Below are 19,736 nucleotides of genomic sequence, written 5' to 3' on the forward strand. Positions count from 1 at the left end.
AAAGACGAAATAACCTGTACCGACACTCCCGGCCGAGACGCTCACATCCCTCCACCGGGTTCCTTATCAACAACAGCGCTCCGTTTTTCGCCCGTCGAGCGCTACGTTTTCTAACCGATGTCTACAGCTGTCGATTGTGGTAAGCAAGACGGGTCGCATTGCTGGAAAATGAACATGACGTTCATTGGGTAAAATCGGTGAAGGTCCGATTCGAACTGACAAAACCCTATATTCCAGACGTTACGGAGACGAAGCGGATGCTCGTGCTCTGCATAGAGAATGATACAAGCACGCTGGGCGAAGCCTCGAATCCAACAAGTTTGAACTGAACAGACTCTTCCAAACTTACGCAAGCGACCCCGACCGAATGATTGCCAACTCGCCTCAGCGATTGCATCTCTTGAACGGACTTAAGCTGTCCTGTTTCTATTCTCCTGCAGGCCAGTCTTCGACTTCATCAATTGCTTGAGTGAGGGAAGGAAGAACATCGCCGATAATTCGGGACGTTTTTGCGCTAACTCGTGTATTAAACAAGAGTGCGAGGTTACGTCCGTCTTCGCGGCGGATCAGGATTGTGTTTGTTCCCGGAAGTGAACCACCGTGGCTTGCACTGAATGTTCCATCCTCATTGACTTTGATCGACCACCCCAGCCCGTAATATCGATCTTTCGGATCACCCTTTTCGTTATACCCAGCGAGGCCATCAGGGCGGGCGAACATCTCTTGAATGATGCTCTCTGAGAGAAGTGGGCTGTCGTCCGCCGAGTCAAAAGCTGAGGCAAACTTGACGAGGTCAGTCGCTGATGCAACCCACGCTCCGTGTGAGTCCATCGCTTCCAGATACCATGCTCCGTACGGATTCGGAACAGTGGAACGCAGATCGTCAGCGAATACGGATTTTCCGAGCCACGGGTGATAATAGCAAACCTCGTTGGGGAGGCGGCCATTAAGACGTGTCGTTCCAATCTGCATGTCGGTCACGCCGACCGGTTTTAAGACGTGCTCACGAACATAGCTCTCATAATCCTGACCAGAAACCTATTCAATAATTCGTCCAAGTAAACAGTATCCGTAGTTCGAATAGGCATATCGCTTGCCGGGTGCGAAATCGAGTGGTTCCCCAAGCATGACACGAATCACGGTTTCCGGCGTCGCTGGGGGATCGACTCCGAGTTCCTCAGCGAATTCGACAGACTTAAACATTGCATCGAAAGACTGATCGCGATCCCAACCGCCACGATGCTGAAGAAGGTGCCGGATCGTAATATCATTCTGACGATCATCAAACTCCGCCCCGTCTGCAAGATGAGGTTCATAATCGAGAAATTCGAAGACTTTGTCATCGGGCGATAATTTACCCTGTTCAACAAGCTGTAGGATCGCAACAGCTGTAATCGGTTTAGAAATGCTTGCGATTCGGAAGAGACTCTCGGGACGAACTGGATCTCGTTGCCCAACATCGGCATAGCCAAACCCGCGTGCATAGACAATTTTTCCGTGATCCGAAATTGCCAACGACGCTCCGGGAATTTTGTGTTCCTGAATGAAAGATGTCAGGACATCGTCAATCGCCTGGAAGGCTGTGTTTGTCTCCCCGGACGAGATCGCGTGCGAAGAAAACGTCTCGCGGTATCCCGGACCGCGTAAAACTGTCCCCGGGCGTTTTCCCGTATATTTTCCGTCAGACAGAACGAGTTCGCCGTTGACGACGACGTACTTCATCCCGACGGAAAGGGCATGAGGGTCAGTGAATGTGGCTTTGTCGGCGATCTCGTCTTCATCGAAGACAATAATATCCGCAGCCAGTCCTTCAGCGATTTGTCCTCGATCGTAGATCATCACGCTGTTCCCTGCGGTTGCGCTCGCCTGGGCAACGGCACGTTCTAAGGAAATCGCTCCCAACCCACGGACATAACGAGAGAGCATTCGAGGAAATGATCCGAACGACCGAGGATGCGAAGCCCCCCGGTTGCCGCCAGCTGGTCCGACATCTGTGCAGAAGGAGACGAAGGGTTGCTGCATGGCCAGAATCTTGTTTGCATCACTCATCGTTTCCGGAAGTGCAAACGAACCCGCAATACAGAGATTGAAGAACGTATCCCAGACATCTTCATCGACAGCTTTTGCGATCTCAGCGACCGACTTTCCAGTCAGCTCTCGATAGCGTGGCTCGTTTGTTTGTCCGACAATAACCCGGTCCCAGTTTGAGCCCGCATGACGATACCAGTTTTCCCAACCGCTGGTTGTTTCGATTTCTTCTCGAACCGTTTTACGAAGTTCTTCATCCTCTTTGAGACGATTTAAAAACTTTGCGCGGCCTTCTCCGAAGTGCTTCGGATGAATTAACGCGTCGATTCCTAACCCGTTGTTAATATACGGATAGATATCCGCTGTCACTTCCTGACCTTCTGCCCGAGCTGCACGAATTCGCGCGAGCGCCATTTGCATTTTCCCCCAGTTTTGTTGACCGGCGGCTTTCAGATGAAAGATGTGAACCGGCGTCTGTCCGATACGGCCGATTTCGAGCGCTTCATCGATCGCTTCAAGAAGGCGATCCCCTTCATTCCGCATGTGCGTGTAGTACCGGCCTCCGTATTCTCCTGCGATTGCGGTGAGTGCTCCGATCTCTTCCGTCGTGGCATAAACCGCCGGGGGATAAATCAACGCCGTGGAAACACCGATCGCCCCCGCTTCCATCGCTTCCCGCACGAGTTCCTGCATCGCGCTCAATTCTTCGGCCGTCGGACGACGATCAACTTCGCCCATCACCATTGATCGAACCTGAGTGTGTCCAATCGTCTGCACGACATTTACGGGCAGCCCTTTCATATCGAGCATTTGGAAATACTCCATCATGTTCTGCCATCCGATCGAAGCAGCCGCAGCTTCACTCACCGGAGCTGCCGATCCTCCTTCTCCGGCATTGATGGTCGTAATCCCTTGGGTCAGAAGATTGATCGCGCTGTCCGGGTCTCGCAACATAGGCGTCGCAGTCTGTCCCATCATGTCGATGAAACCGGGAGCGACAATCAGACCGTTGGCGTCAATCACTTCCTCTGCCGACTCCAGAGAAATGTTCCCGACCTTGACGATCTTTCCGTCACGGATTCCCAGATCGGCCCGGTACCATGGCGCCCCTGTTCCATCGACAATACGACCGTTGAGAATTGCAATTTCGTATTGCGGCTCAGGTCGATCTTCAGCCTGGACCATATCCGCTCCACCGATAGACAGAACGAGGAAGGTATTCATCACGACAGACAAGAATACCGAAGAAGGAGAGCGTGAAAACATTGGCGAGGGTTCCCTTGTTTCGATCGAGCCCGTTGAGAGTAGAGTCGACGAGATCGATGATGGCACCGGCAGGACTATTCTTTAAGGAAGGCGATTCATACTGCGCGAAATGAAGTCCGCTTTGCAACTGTTTCGCCGCTCCACAGCTGTTCCCGTTCCTTCTTAATTCCGCCAGAGCGTTCGAAGGAACATCTCCCAACGGTATCGATTGACGTTTCTGAGCTTGTCAACGATAGTTCATTTCATTGCCTTGGTGGTGCGTTTCGCACAGGTCGATGAATCGTCGACCGGGCCTCAATGAGGTCGTTAAGACTCCGCTGCCGGCGTAAGCCGTTTCCTGCTACGCCGCGCAAGGCTTCGAATGGAGCAGTTCCGGCTGCTCCATTCTTTTCAGGTCTTTATATGTCCGCGCGCTCGACATTTCAGATGACGTCCGGATGCGGGTGCACTCTCATGGTGCTCGCAGGGGGAATCCTTCTTGCCAATCAGGCGTCAGGTGCTGTCGTCATCTTCGTATTGAGCGTGATCAGTGTTTTCGTTTTCGCCGGATGGCTCACTGCGCTGTTTCAGATGACGTCAGGAAACCCACAGCACGCCATCCGGAGTTGGATGGGTTGGGGGCTGACAGTCTCGGAACTGGCTCGACGACTTGATCTTTCTGAACAGCAACTGATCAACCACTTTCCGAAATACATTGACCGTCCGATCCCGAAGCGATCCGGTGGAACTCGCATTCTCAGAATCCCTGACGCAACAACTGCGGACATTCAGAAACGAATTCTCCAGCGTCTTCTTCCATTGCTAACGAGTCACCGTTGTGCGACCGGCTTTGAAGCTGGGCTGTCTATTGTTGATAACGCCCTGCCTCACGTCGGACAAGCAGTTGTCATTAAACTGGATCTCGTCGACTTCTTCCCCAACACACATCGAGATCGGCTCGAGCTTTACTTTCGACGGATCGGCTGGGGCAAAGAAGCGGCTTCGATTCTGGTCCGTCTCACTTGCGACGAAGAAGGACTTCCTCAAGGAGCCTGCACAAGCCCCAGGTTGAGCAACCTTGTGAACTTTCTGATGGATGAACAACTCGATCGACTGGCCAAAAGTCGAAAAGGTGTTTACACGCGATATGCCGATGACATCACATTCTCGTTCCCCAAAGACTACCCCCAGCGAGTCCGAGGAATAATTCTGAAAACGCGATGGATCGTGCGTCGCTTCGGTTATCAGTTGAATTCGAAGAAGCAGCTTATCCTTCGGCAACATCAACGGCAGTCTGTCACTGGGCTGAATGTGAACACCAAAGCTTGTCTTCCGCGTGAGCTGCGACGTCGGCTGCGTGCTGCCCGACACCGAATGAAAACGACCGGTTCTGCGACGTGGACGGAAGAGCAACTGCAAGGATGGGCCTCGCTGGAATCGATGGTGGAATCTCAAACTGCCTCGGAATCGGAACGCTAGCGCGACGTCTTCGATCGTTTGCTGCAAGGGTGCGAATGCGATTTCGCAACGCGTTCAAACTGCTTCTCGCTTCTTCATTTTCATCAATGGACGACCGCTCCCTGCGCTTTGACTTGTCGGCTTCGCTCGTCGGCTTGACCGCGTCTCTCCGCGACAACATTGCTCCGAATACTTCTTGGCGTTCGCTTCTGGGCGTTTGATTCTTGACAGTACCGTAGCCAATGTTACACTCTCTCGGAATTGTACCCACCACTACACCGTAACAAGAGATTCAAATGCTGACAAAGCTCCGAACTCGCCCCGCGTTTACTCTGATTGAGTTACTCGTTGTCATCGCAATCATTGCCATCTTGATCTCCCTTCTTTTGCCGGCAGTCCAACAGGCGCGAGAAGCTGCCCGACGATCGCAGTGCCGAAACAATCTCAAGCAAATCGGATTGGCACTTCACAACTACCATGACGCTCACAGCTGTTTCCCCGCCGGGTATTACAGCTAGGCAACTCGCGACGGAAGCGGTCCGCCTCACGCAATGGTTGACCAGAATACCTGGGATGCTGGCCCCGGATGGTCGTGGGCGACGATGCTGCTTCCGTTCCTCGATCAGGGACCGCTTTACAGCCAGCTCGACCTCAATCAGTCCTGTTATTCCCCGACGAATCTGCCCGTTGAGTCGACGAAACTTCCGGTCTTCCTCTGCCCATCCACTTCGGGCTCACACGATTCGTTCCTTGTGAGGAATGAGGCAGGCCAACCATTGCAGATCAACGGAAGTGGTTTGGAATTCGGTCGCAGCCACTATGTCGCAAGCCATGGTCAGGAGTCCTGCTGGGGTGAATGCGGAGCCAGTCGCACGGGGGAAGTCTTCACGAACATCTACGACGGGACGACTCAAGTCGTTCAAATTCATGGCGATGTGTCCAAAGTCGCTGACGGCCCTTTCTACCGAAATTCTCGAACCCGTTTTCGCGATGTGACGGACGGCACGACCAACACGATTTTTCTCGGCGAGCACTCATCTCGTCTCAGCGACAAAACCTGGGTCGGTGTCGTTCCCGGTGCGTTCACGCATCCGCAGTTTACATCTCCCGAGAACGGTCCCGATGCAGCTGCGACACTTGTTCTCGTTCACGGGGGACCGTCCGGAGGCGAACTCGACATTACCGGATTTCCGATTATCCATCCCGTCAACTTTCCCACCTTCCACGTGGGCCAAATGTACTCCGAGCATTTCGGAGGAGGACATGTCACCCTCGGCGACGGGTCCGTGCGTTTCATTTCCGAAAACATCGACCTGTTTACCTGGGCGGAACTTTCGAGCATCTCCGAAGGGGAAATCGTCGGCGAGTTCTAAAGCAAGTCGCTCTTTCCTGTGCACTCGCGTGGGCTGTTTAATCAGACAAACTGCTGAGTTTGCTCGTGTGAGTGAGCCACGAGTGATGCCGAGACGCAGGCGCCGAATGGTTTCTTCGCACATTCACAAGCTTCGAACAGCCTCACGAATGCTGTCCGTTTCGCTCCTCGAAAAGTTTTCACTGACCGGAAATCCGATATGAACGAGAACACTCACTGCCATCACCTTCGAATTTGGAAGAACGCCCTGTTCGTCCTTTCACTTGCTCTCATCGTCACTTCAGGATGCGGATATCCCGAAGTCAGTCCGCAATCGTACGGTTTAACGAAGGCCTTGTATGCCATCTGCAATCGAGCGGACGAACGACGGCTCGCTGAATTTGAGCAACGTCTTTCACAAGAACTCGAGGCAGGACGAATTTCCGATTCGGAAGTGGCTATGTTCGAATCGATCATTCAGATGGCTGAAGGCGGAGACTGGAAATCTGCGATGCAAGAATGTCGACAGGTCATGGTCGATCATGTCGACCGCTGATCCCCACCAAACGGATCGGGCAAGCGACGGCAAACTTCTAAGTGATCTAAACAGTCTCAATGAAATTGACATTGAGCAACATCGCGATCCGGTTAGCGGTACAGATTGTTACTACACTTGAAGATCTTGGTCACGTTTTTTCGTCCGGGGACTCGGACTCCTTGACCCAAAGATCAAAACTTGCTGTCCTGTTCAGGTTGATCTTTCAGGGATTCAACTCAGCGTGATCTGAAAATCTCTGAGGATTCGTTTGCTCCTCCATGCTCACTGTTCTCTCTCCGATCTCAAGAGCGGTGACACACCATGTGAGGGTTTTGGGTTCAACTCCACAGTCAGGCCGAACATGACCACTTACTGCGCAGCTGGAATGCGTCCGATTCAATTCATCTTCGCGATCCTTTTTTCACTCCTGGTCTTTTCGACGGTCTCTTCGCAGACACTGGCAAACAGCGATGATCGCCCGAACATTATCATCATTCTTGTCGACGACATGGGTTTCTCCGACATCGGATGCTACGGAGGGGAAATTCAGACTCCGAACATCGACCAGATGGCAGCAAAGGGAGTGAAGTTCTCACAGTTCTATAACTCCGCTCGATGCTGTCCGACTCGAGCGACCTTGATGACCGGTCTTCATCCTCATCAAGTGGGAATCGGTCATATGACCAATCCGCCAAACTCACAGAATCACGATCTGGGAATCCCGTCCTACCGTGGATTCTTAAATCGCAAGTGCGCAACAATTGCAGAAATTCTGCAGCCAGCGGGTTACAGCACCCTCATGGCGGGAAAGTGGCACCTCGGGATGGCACAAGAAGACCTTTGGCCACTGCAGCGAGGATTCGAAAAGTATTATGGAAGCTTGCCTGGAGCGACGCGTTTCTTTCACCCGATTCATCCTCGCGGAATGACACTCGGAAACGAGCACATCGAAGAACCAGAAAGCACCACAGACGAGCCCTTCTACACCACAGACGCATTCACCGATTACGCGATCCAGTTCATTCAGGAACAGCAGACAGAAACCAACGGCGACAAACCGTTCTTCCTGTATCTGGCCTACACTGCCCCACACTGGCCGCTTCAGGCACATGAAGATGACATTGCACGCTATCGCGGGAAGTACCAGATCGGATGGGATCAGCTGCGCGAACAACGTTTGAAGAAACAGATTGAACTCGGATTACTGCCGGAGGGAACTCACCTCAGCCCTCGCTACAGTGACGTTCCTGCCTGGGAGTCGCTTGACGCTGAGACCAGAGATGAGATGGACCTCAAGATGTCGGTCTATGCTGCGATGATCGACCGCGTTGATCAAAACCTTGGGCGACTCTTCGACTCACTGGAAACTGCCGGGATCGCCGACAACACTCTCATCATGTTTCTCTCAGACAACGGAGGATGTGCGGAAGGAGGAATTCTGGGGCGCGGTGAATTTCGCGACGTCGAGAAGCGAAATCAGGAAACAGCCAACAGCTACGGAACAGCTTGGGCCAACGCTTCCAACACACCGTTTCGACTCTACAAGCACTATGCCCATGAAGGGGGAACCTCTACGCCTTTCATCATCTCGTGGCCGAAGCAAGTCGATTCGAGATCGGATTGGTACCGTGACCCTGCCCAGTTGATTGACATCATGCCGACGGTTCTCGATGCGGCGCATGTTGAGTATCCCGAAGAATTGCACGGCAATCCGATTCCTGCACTTGATGGGATTTCCCTGTTGCCAGCAGTGGAAAACCAACCCCTGAATCGAAAGTCTCCCATTTTCATTGAACACGAAAACAACGCTTTCGTTCGCGACCAAGAATGGAAGCTTGTCGGAAAAGGTGTTTCTCCCTTGAAGGGAGTCGTGCCTGATAAATGGGAACTCTATAATATTGAAAACGACCGCACCGAACTGAACGACCTCGCTGCAACTCATCCTGAGAAGGTGAAGGAATTGTCTTCCGCGTGGAACGCCTGGGCGGAACGCGTCGGTGTGTACCCAAAGAAGAAATTGGGTTCTCACCAAAACAAAAAGAATCCAGCGAAGAAGAAAAAGAAGACCAAAAAGAATTGAGAAAAGAAAAAAGCCTTTGCTGTTCAATTCAGGTCAATGACGACAAATAAATTGAAGCCGAAACGCTCCGAGTTTCCCGTCGTCGGACTTTGCGAATCATTCTGCATTTATCTTGTCGCCTCCCGGCGATTGATTTCTCCTGACATCGCCAATGAAGTTTCCCGTTGACATCCTCCAGAATTGCTGGTTTCTGGCCGGCCCCACCGCAGTCGGGAAGTCCGAACTTGCCATTCGTCTCGCAGAGGAACTCGACGGCGAAATCCTGTCTCTCGACTCGATGGCGATCTACAGGCAAATGAACATCGGGACTGCCAAACCGACGCAGGAGCAACAGAACCGCGTGCCACACCATCTGATTGATCTTATCGATCCCGATGGCGAATTCTCAACTGCCGAATACTTAGTGAACGCGGTGAATGTCAGTCGCGAAGTCATGAATCGCGGAAAAACACCGGTTTTCGTCGGAGGTACTGGGCTGTACTTGAGGGCGTTACTAAGAGGTGTCTTCGAAGGTCCACCAGCTGATTGGGAATTCCGAAACGAGCTGAAAGAACGGGCGGAAACTGAAGGACCAAACTGGCTACACTCTCAACTTTCGAATGTCGATCCTGTTTCGGCTGAACGGCTTCATCCAAACGATCACCGCCGACTCATCCGGGCTTTGGAAATTCACCATCTGACAGGTCAGCCGGCGTCACTCATTCAGAATGAACAACCGCTTCCGGAAGAAGAACGTCCTTCGCATGTTTACTGGCTCTCTCCGGATCGCGAATGGTTGAGAGATCGCATTGATACTCGAGTCGAGTTCATGATCGAGTCGGGACTGATGGCTGAAGTTCAGAATTTGCTTCAGCGCGATCCGCCCATTGGACGAACCGCTCGACAAGCACTCGGTTACCGGGAAATGATTGACTTTCTCGAAGGACGCTGCGAGAGTCTCGATGAGACCATTGAGAAAATCCAAACGGGCACACGTCAGTTTGCAAAGCGGCAACATACCTGGTTTCGAAATCTTGTCGAATGTCGTCCGCTTGAACGCCGACCTGAAGATACAGACATCGACTTACTTCAGCGGATTCTTTCCTCATAACCAATGTGCATTGAGGCCATTTTCAGGCACAGCTTCGGGCACTTCATTCAGTTTGCCGGAATGGAATCGAATCAGGAGAGATCGATCTCTCGGGATACTGCCATTGCAGCGAGTTTTCAGTCGCGTTGCCTTCCTGCCTCAGAATCTGGAGTTGGTCAACCGGAAATCAATCGACTATCATTGGCTTCCTCTCTTCCAATTCAGCAACATGGCAATGAATTTGCAGAGAGCATGTGCAACAAAAAACTTGTGACCGGTTGAGTTGCGACTCACGAGGCCTCAAAAACTTCTTGAACTGGTTTGCGTGGAACGGTGAGATTGACTTCAGTCAAACGCCGAAACGAACCATTCATGCAAGTCACGAGAACGAGAGACTCACCCTCAACCGACCGGTTGCGACCACATGATGGTGGCTCATACAGACACCCCAATGTTGGGGAAAGGATTCGCAATGGCAGCCCGTTATTCTTCGTTCACCAATCAATGGGTTCGATGGAGTTCAGCACCCGCTTTATTTCTCGTTTCCTGGGCTATGTCGATTGGGTCATTGCAACTCTCTGCAGACGATCAGGGTCCGCCTCCTCCTGAACTTCCTCAGCGAATCAATCCTCTCGAAGGAATCATCGATCCGGTCACCGGAGAGGAACTTTCTGCGTTCGAACCCAAAACTCCTGAGACGAACGAGGAAGAACTCTCGAGCGAAGCACTCGCTCTCTACATGACCGGGCGCATCGCACTCGAACGCCGCGACTTTGACTCAGCAGTCGATTCGTTTCGAAAAGCAATTGAACTCGCTCCGAACGTCTCCGATTCCTACAAGACGTTGATTCCACTCCTGCTCGCTCAACGCGAACACGACGAAGCAGCGCAACTGGCTTTGCAGGCTTCATTGCGAACCGATTCGGGATACGAACTCGTGGCAGCAATGGCGGGTCAGTTCGCGAGCCGCAGCCAGCTCGACAAGGGGATCGATCTCATCAAGGAAGCTCTTGATCAGGCCGATTATCCAGCCGGAAGCCTTCAGCATCTCCTCCTCCATCGCGACCTCGGTCTCTACTATCGGCTCAACAACCAGATCGAGAATGCCGCATCGGAATATGAAATCGTCCTGAACACCATCCTGTCGGGAGAAGTGGATGAAGAACTTCAACAGGAAGTCCTCAAAGATCCCGGCAAGAACTTTGACGAATTTGGAGACACCTTTCTCAAAGCGGGTCTTCCGGATCTGGCATTGAAAGCTTTTGAGGAAGCTTCCAAACACCGCGAAGCCAAACCGGGGCTTCACAGCTTCAACCTTGCAACTGTCTTCTATGAAACGGGCAAACCTGAACAGGCATTGGAAGCGCTTCAGGAGTACTTCGATGCCCAACTTCAGGGACGCGGACGGGCAGCGTACGAACTCCTCGAGAAGATTCTCAAAGAACTCGGTCGTGAAGACGAACTGAATGATCGTTTGAACGAAATGTACGCCAACGACGAGTTCAACGATGTCCTTCGATTTTTTCTCGCGGACAGAGTTCTGGAGAGTCAGGATCTGGATCGAGCCAAAGAACTTTACCTTGGATCAAATCCGGACGTCACCGATCCTCGCGCCATGGTCGGATTGCTGCAGATCTACCGAGAAGAAGGAGATTCCGACAATCTCCTGGACATTCTCACCAAAGCCTTCCAAGTCATCCCAAGAGCGGAAGATCCAGCAGCACTGAATCGACTTTCAGAAGATGTTCAACGCCTGTCGAAAGGATTTGAAGAAGAGCTTGAAGCTTTGAAATCGGACGAGGAGAGCCTGAACGGAGTTTACGCATCTGCCCGCAAATCGGCCGATGGAGACGACCCGCAACTCCAGTTCATCCAAGCCTATTTCCTCGGAAAAATGGCCACTGAAACAGAAAACACAGAAGCTGCCATTGAGTTCTATCGACTTGCCATTTCGATGCGGAACGATCCTCCTCCCCTGCTCTACAGTGAACTTGGTGGCTATCTCATCGACTCCAAGAGCTACGAAGAAGCGATCGACCTACTCAATGAAGCACTGACAAATCCCTCGGACGCGCTGCAGAATGAACGGTGGAGATTTCTCTACTTCCTGACATATGCCTATCAGTTCGATGGCCAGACGGAACGAGCGCTTGAAGCCGTCGACGAGGCGATGAACAACGCACCAGATCCGATCATGGGGCGTCTTCTCTACCAGAAAGCGTGGATTTACTACCACAATCGGGATTGGGATCAGGCGTTGAAATACTTCAATCAGGTGCTCAGCCAATACGCATCAGAGACAGACCTGGTCCAGGATACTCAATTTCGAGTCTCCAACATCTATGTCGAACAGGGAGACATGGAACAGGGCGAACAAGTTCTACTCGACGTTCTGCAAGCCGATCCTGAAAACACACAGGCGAACAACGACTTGGGATATCTCTGGGCCGATCAGGGTAAGAACCTCGAAAAAGCCCGCGAGATGATTCAAATCGCTCTTACTGCAGAACCTGAAAACCCCGCTTACCTCGACAGCATGGGATGGGTGCTCTACCAACTGGGTGAGTACGAAGAAGCTGCCAAAATCCTCAAGAGTGCAACGGAGCAGAAACACGGGGACGACAGCACGATCTTCGACCATCTCGGAGACGCACAGCTGAAGCTGGGGCAGGAAGATGAAGCGAAAGAGAATTTTGAGCGAGCACTCAAAATCGAAGAAGAAAAAGAACATCCCAGCGAAAAACTCTTGAAGGCCCTGCGAAGTAAACTTCAGATTGAAGACAAGTCGACCGAGTAACGCGGTTTGTTCGATTGAACGGCCACTGTCGGTGCTAAGCTCGTGAAAGCCGATCGCATTGATCGTAGGTCGAACCATCAATGCGGGAGAAGTTTCGAGATCTGTACTCAACTGAGTCGCGGAGTAAGTCATCTTGACTATTGAGTTCTATTGTCCCGAGTGTCAGGCCTACCTGCGCGCGAACGCAACGAAAGCTGGACTCTCAGTTCAATGCCCTCATTGCAACGGCCGAACATGGGTTCCTTTTGAGAGCGAACCGCAGTTTGACGGTGACGAATTTTCCGAATGGGAAGAGCCCGTTGTCGACGACTCAGCGAACGAGCCTGCCTTGCTCGTTCGTGAAGAACGACTGAGTCCAACCTCTCAGATTGATGAATCCGACAGTTCCCAGATTTCTAAGTGTCCAAGATGTGGATCCGCAAAACTTCAGAAAAATCAGAAATGCGTCCGATGCGAACTCGGAGCTGAAGGAGTCTCGCCAGCGACTCCGGGCGAAGTCGATCTCTCACGAATTCTTTCCGACACCTGGTCGATTTACACGAAGAATTTCCCCTCCTGTTATGCGGTCACTTTGATCGATTTGCTGTTCACGGTCCTGGGACTCATTTTTTCCCTCATGATCGGCGGTGTGTGTGCTTCAATTTCGCAACAGCCACCCGAAATTGCGATTCTCCTCTTTTTCGTCGTCAGCTTGCTGGGAATGTCTGTCTGCTTCGCAGTTCTGGCAGTGGGACACCTCAGTTTCTACCTTGATCTGTGTCGCACTCGGACACCGGACCTCCAGAAGTCGTTTGAGTTTCGCGGGCCAATCGGAACTCTCCTGATCTCCGGGATCATTTACTGGATGACCTTCGTGCTGATCTTTCCACTCTTTTTTCTCTGGCCATTCGGTCGAATTGTGGTCGACCAAAACCAACGGGGAGTTTCCCCGTTGCGGGGAGCTCTCAGGCTGACACTTCGCAATCTCGACTTCAGTCTTTCCCTCGGAGTGCTTAAGATTGGGGCATTTTTTGCGGCAAATCTAATCCCTGTCGTGGGACAGATACTGATTGTTCCATATTTGGCAATTCTTAACACAGTCGCTTACCTGCATCTGATCGGCGAGCAGGATTCTTTCGACGACTGACCCCTGCTGCGAAAAATCGCATCAATCACTGACTCATTTCGCATCAACGAGGGTCCATGATCAGATTCGATGCACAGGAAATGCACAGCAATTGAGCAATATTGTCCATTTCCATACCAAACAGCCCGGAATCAAAAATCTCAGGTTTTGGAAATCTGTTAGAAGTCCATAAACTCGCATAGGAAGTAATTGACCCATAGGAGTTCTCAGCTAACATCTCGGTAATAAACCCAGCCAGACATCCGCAAATGGAATAGCGATTGCTTACAGTGACCGAACAGACAGAAAGCAACAACACTGATTGCTTCATCGGAATCGCTCACTCACTTTGTCTGGCAACCGGAGTTTCTGACCTATCGAAACAATTGAGAATTCGACTGGATTTAGAGATCAGCACGTCTGCTGATTAGTTTCTAAAGAGATTCCAGGTGCAAGGACGAATGCCTCCTGGAAGAACAAGCTCACGCTGACCTGAGCACAGGTCGCAACCAACTGAGCTAGAAGACCGCGAACACGTTCCGCAGATGAAAGCAAAAGCTTGACTAGCGATTTTCCTCCCTCAGGGGAGCAAGAACCGCCTACTGAAGCGTCCCAACGGACAGACTCCGGGAATGAAGCCTCAGAGGCCCAATCACCAAAAAAGAATCCCTTACCTAAACAGGATGACAAGATGATTACTCACTTTGCCGAGCCAACAACTGAAACTCCCGTCCCAGTTGAAGGAACCGGCATCCAGGCCGAGCCCAGCGTTCACGCTGATTCGGAAAAAGAAGCGAAAGGTCCTCAGATCTCGCAACAGCTCGAGAAAGATCTGGTTCAGGTCTTCAAACTTCTCGCTGACGAAACACGCTTGAAGATCCTCTTCTTCCTCGGACGTGAAAAAGAACTGCACGTCTCAGCACTTTGCGAGCGTCTCGGACAAAGCCAGCCGGCTGTCAGTCACCACCTCGCACTTCTGCGAGTCGCTGGACTGATCGAACCACGACGCGACGGAAAGCACAACTTCTACTCAATCCAACAGGGACAGTTCCACAAAATCATGGGTGAATTGTTCCACAGCTTCACCGACGAAGGAAACTTCTCCGAAGTCCGGTTCGAAGACTTCATTTTCCGTCAAGACCGCAACAACGACTAGAGCATCATCTGCTCTGGTTGGATTTGCACCGACTCGCACAAGCACACGCGGCAATCGTCAAACGAAACCCGTTCAGGCAAGTGCAGTGAAACCATGATTGTGGTTGAGTTGTTGACAAATCACGAATTCAGAAGCTGAATTCACAGCCTCGTGATCCTCTCGATCACGAGGCTTTTTTTGTGTCCGTCGTTCGGTCGGATTTTGCAGCGAACAACGCTAGGATGGGAGAAAATTCTTTTCTCTCAGAAGTGGCAGAATTCATGGCATTGTCGTTCGCCTCGATCGGAAGAATCAGTTCGCAGTTCCCGTCTGTCGGGCTGTGCTTTTTGTGCCTTTTCTTCAGCGCTTGCAGCCCGCCGCAACCCGGTGCTGACGATCCTGCTCTCGAATCTGAAACTTCGGAATCCAGCTCCGCTTCCGATGAGTCATCGACAGAAGAAGTCGAAGTTGAAGAATCAACGCAATCGACCGCGTCAGACGAAAGAGAAAGCGTGATTGAAGAAGTCGCGATCACGGAAGACAACTATCACAATCCACTCACTCCCCAACAGCAGGCCGAAAGTTGGATCAGCCTCTTTGATGGTGTCTCCCTTTTCGGTTGGGAATCGACAAACCCTGAAACAAACTGGAGCGTTTCCGAAGGCTCCATCACCGCTTCGGAGGGGCCCGTTGGATTTCTAATGACGACCGTTCCCTATGCCGACTACGAGTTGATCTGCGAATATCGAACTCAAACCGGAACCAACAGCGGATTGTTCCTCCGAACCGAATTCCCTCCGGGAAGTATTAAAACCGAATGCTACGAAGTGAACATCGCCGACGAGCACCCGAACGGTTTTCTGACCGGAAGTCTCGTGAATCGCGAAAAGACAAGCGGTGACATCCCCACCAACAATGAGTGGAACACCTTCCGAATCAACGTTGACGGTGATCAGATTGACATCCAACACAACGATCAACAGGTTCTCAGCTACAACGCGAACGGAACTGTTGCTCCCCTCGGACGAATCGCCCTCCAGAAAAACTTCGGGAAGATCGAGTTCCGTAAGCTCATCGTGCGACCACTCAATTTGACGTCGCTGTTCAACGGAACCGACCTCACAAGCTGGCGTGAAGTTCCGGAGTCAAAGAGCAAGTTCACCGTTGAAGACGGCACGATCCACGTTCAAGACGGAGCCGGTTTTCTCGAAACAGAACAAGAATACCAGGATTTTGTCTTTCAGGCCGATGCGAAAACTCACGCTGCTGAATTAAACAGCGGCTTCTTCTTCCGAGCAGAAGCGGGGACGGCGGAAGCCCCGTCGAACGGATACGAGTTTCAGATTCACAACGGATTCAACGAAAGTCGTGGTACTCCGAACAATTCAGGAACGGGAGCAATCTTTCGAAGAGTCGATGCCCGCTACGTTGTTGCCAATGACAACGAGTGGTTCACTTCAACCCTCATCACCTACGGTCCCAGAGTGTGTTGCTGGGTCAACGGGTATCAGGTTGTGGACTGGGTCGACACTCGAAAACCCGATCCCAACCCACGTCGGGGCCTGCGTCTTGAGGGAGGTCACATCAGCTTGCAAGGGCATGATCCAACGACGGACCTCTCATTTCGGAACCTGAAGATTCTGGAACTTCCCAATCACCCTGATAGCGATGAGTAGATCGGGAGAGACGTTCGGATTCTCCGCCCGACTTCACGCATTAAGATCGATGTCGGGCAGATTTCCTGATCACCTTGAGTTTCAGAAGTTGTGACTCGCACTCGTTTCCTTCAAAGAAACGAAACAACTCAGGGAGCTTCGGTTTCAGGTTCCAGATAGAGCTGATTGGCTTGAATGAACAACTCGACCGCCCGCGGGGTCAAGTAGCGGATGCTCTGACCGTCCTGTGTGCGCTTGCGGATTTCTGAAGCAGAGATATCGATAGCAGGCATCGACGTGAGCAGAACGCGTTCTTGATCGACTGTTGGAGGAATGACGGGGTCTTCACGACCTCGATTGACCGCGACAAGCGTCGCCAGTTCGAGAATTCTTTCCGGCTTACGCCACTTCGGAAAGTCGTCGAGCGAGTCCGCTCCGACCACCAGAAACAACTCGGCTTCCGGATGTTCCGCAGTAATGGCTTCCAACGTCTCGTAAGTATAGCTGGGACCTTTGCGTTTGATCTCGATCTCTGACAAGCGAAGCCCGGCGTTGCCAACCAGCGCGAACCGCAACATCTCGAGTCGTAGCTTGGGGGGAGTCACAGGTCTCCCCTGTTTGTGCGGGTTCACGAATGCCGGAACGAAACGGACTTCGTCAAGTGACAACGATTCGCGAACTGTTTCCGCAAGGATCAAGTGACCAAGATGAACCGGATCGAAGGTTCCGCCGTAAATACCAATTCGCATTCTTTCGCCGCCAAGGAGTTCGGTTCCAAACTGAAGCATTTTCGAGCTGACATGAACTCCATCACATGAGCAAACACAGCGCGAAATTGAATCCAACAATTCGTGCAATCGTTCCAAGAGAAGTCGATTGCCATCACGACGAAAAGGTACAACGTCGGGGTGAAGAAAAGAAGGCTCGCAGAATCAACTGCGAGCCTTCGGGTGGCGGAGAAACTTGGAAAGCGAGGCCTTCTCACTCGGGATTGATTGTTGCAAGCAAAGTGGCACAACGGAAAACAAGTGCCGAAATGATTGGTTTGTCGGAACTACACAACAGGGGCTCGGGATCGATCACCGACGGAGCTGAGATACAGAACTCCTGAATCGAGAGGTTCAATGGGTTCCATGAGAGCGTGTGCTGCCTTCAAGACATCGCGCCGACTAATCAACCCGATCACACGTCCGGACTCGATCACCGGCAGTCGGCGGTAGTGAGACGTCATAAAGATCTGAGCGATCGACCACAAACCGGTATCAGGAGTGACCGTCGCAGCATTCGTATCAACGAAACTTTCGATTCGATTGGTTGGAGTGCCCCGCTCTGCCGCATCCATTAGCAAGCTGATCGATGACTTTTCAGAAAAGACACCCAGATAACGCCCATTCCGATCCACGACAGGTGCACCGGAGATTTTGTTTTTGACCAGCAAACCAATGACCTCGAACAAATCTTGATCGGGGGTCACAGTGATCACCCTCCTGGTCATGATGTGTCGAGCCGTTCTGGTAGTTGTCACCATACTTTGCGTCCTCAGTGAAATAGGAATGAGGGTCGTCGTCCCCGTCACAGAAATCTCAGGGGATTCCGAGAGAAAGGATCACCATCCAATTTGGCTTAAGCATTTTACCAAAAACGAGAATGTCTCATCAACGACAATTGATGTCTTTATTTTGTGTTTCGTGATTTCGAAGAAATCGTAAAGATTGGGCTTGACGAAAACACCTTCCCAAACCGCCTGTGCGGGCGGATCTCCCTTTCCCTCATAGGTTTGCATTGCCTTCAGAGATTCTGTAATCTGCTTCGACGAGGGGCCGAAAGGCTATCTCCCTCGCGGTGGAGTCCTTAGGAACCAGGTCAGGCGGGAAACCGAGCAGCCTTAACTTTTGGCTTCAGGTGCTTGGGAGGTAGCCTTTCGGCTGCTTCTTTTTGTGACTGGCATGCATTTGCTTCTCCCTCGACTCACGAAGAATCTCTCGAGTCGAAAAGAATCTTTCGAGAAGCAACCGATCTCACGGTGTGCCGCCGATTCTCAAGACCGTGCCGGGCTGAAGACGACGAGCCGCGCCTGTCAGAGCGGGATTTTCGGACCGCAATCGAGTGACTCCCTTGGGCGATCCGTAGTATCGAACAGCGATCGATTCAAGAGTCTCGCCAGCTTGCACCACATGTCGGCGTCCCTTCGGAGGAGGGATAAAATTGAGCGGCAGAACGGGAGCTTTTTCGGAGACCGAAATTTGCGATGTTTCTTCAGAAGGTTGTGAATCGACCGGAAGGTCAGAAGCGGACGATTCCATTTCCGTCAGAGATGTTTGGACGGTCGACTCTTGCAGCTGAGGGATTCGAAGCGTCAACCCGGGCCTCAGATCATCCGGGCTTTCCAGCACATCCCGATTGGACTCAAAGATCTTCCGAAAGAGACTCGCCTGACCCAGCGTCCGATGAGCGATTCCGGAAAGTGTGTCTCCCGGTCGCACGATGTAAGTCGGCTGCACACCAGAATGTGAATCGCCTGAAGCAACCGGTGTCGGTGACACATGACGAACAAGGCTCGCCTGACGCGCGTCCACACGCTTCGCTTCCAGATGTCGCTCACTTTCTGCAACGGTCCCCGCCTCAAGAACGGTGAAGGGTTCCTCCCGATCGGATTCGAGATCCGGAGACGGATTCACCGGGATGGAAGTGTCTCGCTGCAAACTCAATTGATCTGCACCGCCGGAACGATCGACGAGTTCGTTTTCTTCCGGTTCACTGTCGCTCCAATCCTCACGAGACGTTCCGGCATCCTCTGCGATCAGCGTTCTTTCGTCACGTTGATAGTGACGAATGGGAAGGAACTCGATCTCGGAATCATCCGGAATTTCTTTGACGGATGATGTCTCTGGCGAAGACTTCACTACGACACGCGGAAAACAGAATGCGATCGCAAACCCTACAACGAGGATCCCTAACGCCAAGCCGAGTTTGGCATCGCTTCGCATATGATTCGGATACGTTTCAGACAGGCTTTGCGGACGACACGTTCAGAAAAGGTGAACGACATTCTTCTCTTCGGTTGTCTGCACAAGCAGCATCGACAGAGACCGGAAACTTGAGCCACACTTCCTTCGACTCGCCAACGATTCATCAATTGGCGCGACAGTCTGCCTGATGCCGATCGTGCAGCCTCTTGCTGCCATGACGAACAGTTCAATTCCCGGAGTCCTGACGATTGCACCAGACACCGTCGAAGGTCATCCGCTCGGTGCTTAGAAAGTGAGTTCTCGAAT

The 19,736-nt window shown here is 52.0% G+C and carries 11 protein-coding genes, 1 other RNA gene and 2 pseudogenes; 10 read left to right on the forward strand and 4 right to left on the reverse strand.

Translation table 11 applies throughout. The annotated features are described in order from the left end of the window. Window positions 1-426: 426 nt before the first annotated feature. Window positions 427-3,294 (reverse strand): annotated as a pseudogene (locus KOR42_RS18275) (serine hydrolase). A gap of 402 nt (window positions 3,295-3,696) precedes the next feature. On the opposite strand from KOR42_RS18275, the gene KOR42_RS18280 reads away from it, so the two are divergent. From KOR42_RS18280 to KOR42_RS18320, 9 genes and pseudogenes are all read left to right on the forward strand, one after another. Continuing rightward, complete coding sequence (locus tag KOR42_RS18280; RefSeq protein WP_197441326.1) at window positions 3,697-4,752, forward strand: reverse transcriptase family protein; 1,056 nt, start codon at window positions 3,697-3,699, stop codon at window positions 4,750-4,752. Window positions 4,753-5,027: 275 nt separating this feature from the next. After that, window positions 5,028-6,104 (forward strand): annotated as a pseudogene (locus tag KOR42_RS18285) (DUF1559 domain-containing protein). A gap of 198 nt (window positions 6,105-6,302) precedes the next feature. Continuing rightward, the gene (locus KOR42_RS18290; protein ID WP_146511291.1) at window positions 6,303-6,638 is read left to right on the forward strand and encodes a hypothetical protein; all 336 of its coding nucleotides are present in this window, start codon (window positions 6,303-6,305) and stop codon (window positions 6,636-6,638) included. Between the two features lie 343 nt (window positions 6,639-6,981). Then, the gene (locus KOR42_RS18295) at window positions 6,982-8,700 is read left to right on the forward strand and encodes an arylsulfatase (RefSeq protein WP_231740998.1); all 1,719 of its coding nucleotides are present in this window, start codon (window positions 6,982-6,984) and stop codon (window positions 8,698-8,700) included. Window positions 8,701-8,851: 151 nt separating this feature from the next. Beyond that, window positions 8,852-9,790, forward strand: a complete 939-nt coding sequence (miaA, locus tag KOR42_RS18300) for a tRNA (adenosine(37)-N6)-dimethylallyltransferase MiaA (RefSeq protein ID WP_146511292.1) — start codon at window positions 8,852-8,854, stop codon at window positions 9,788-9,790. Between the two features lie 451 nt (window positions 9,791-10,241). Beyond that, complete coding sequence (locus KOR42_RS18305; protein ID WP_197441327.1) at window positions 10,242-12,566, forward strand: tetratricopeptide repeat protein; 2,325 nt, start codon at window positions 10,242-10,244, stop codon at window positions 12,564-12,566. 133 nt (window positions 12,567-12,699) lie between these two features. Continuing rightward, complete coding sequence (locus KOR42_RS18310) at window positions 12,700-13,692, forward strand: hypothetical protein (protein WP_146511294.1); 993 nt, start codon at window positions 12,700-12,702, stop codon at window positions 13,690-13,692. 670 nt (window positions 13,693-14,362) lie between these two features. Next, window positions 14,363-14,827: an ArsR/SmtB family transcription factor gene (locus KOR42_RS18315; protein WP_146511295.1), complete on the forward strand. Its 465-nt coding sequence runs from the start codon at window positions 14,363-14,365 to the stop codon at window positions 14,825-14,827. A gap of 221 nt (window positions 14,828-15,048) precedes the next feature. Continuing rightward, window positions 15,049-16,482 (forward strand): 3-keto-disaccharide hydrolase, encoded by a 1,434-nt coding sequence (locus KOR42_RS18320; protein WP_231740999.1) that lies wholly within the window; start codon window positions 15,049-15,051, stop codon window positions 16,480-16,482. Window positions 16,483-16,610: 128 nt separating this feature from the next. On the opposite strand, the gene nadD is transcribed toward KOR42_RS18320, so the two are convergent. Continuing rightward, complete coding sequence (gene nadD / locus KOR42_RS18325) at window positions 16,611-17,210, reverse strand: nicotinate-nucleotide adenylyltransferase (protein WP_146511297.1); 600 nt, start codon at window positions 17,208-17,210, stop codon at window positions 16,611-16,613. Window positions 17,211-17,515: 305 nt separating this feature from the next. Then, window positions 17,516-17,989: a CBS domain-containing protein gene (locus KOR42_RS18330; RefSeq protein WP_146511298.1), complete on the reverse strand. Its 474-nt coding sequence runs from the start codon at window positions 17,987-17,989 to the stop codon at window positions 17,516-17,518. A gap of 298 nt (window positions 17,990-18,287) precedes the next feature. Here KOR42_RS18330 and ffs point away from each other — a divergent pair. Beyond that, window positions 18,288-18,383, forward strand: an RNA gene (ffs, locus tag KOR42_RS18335) — signal recognition particle sRNA small type. A gap of 96 nt (window positions 18,384-18,479) precedes the next feature. Here the strand turns inward: ffs and KOR42_RS18340 are convergent. After that, on the reverse strand, window positions 18,480-19,364 hold the full coding sequence (locus tag KOR42_RS18340; RefSeq protein ID WP_197441329.1) for a LysM peptidoglycan-binding domain-containing protein: 885 nt from the start codon (window positions 19,362-19,364) through the stop codon (window positions 18,480-18,482). Window positions 19,365-19,736: the final 372 nt, after the last annotated feature.

The sequence above is a fragment of the Thalassoglobus neptunius genome, assembly GCF_007859735.1.
Taxonomy (GTDB): domain Bacteria; phylum Planctomycetota; class Planctomycetia; order Planctomycetales; family Planctomycetaceae; genus Thalassoglobus; species Thalassoglobus neptunius.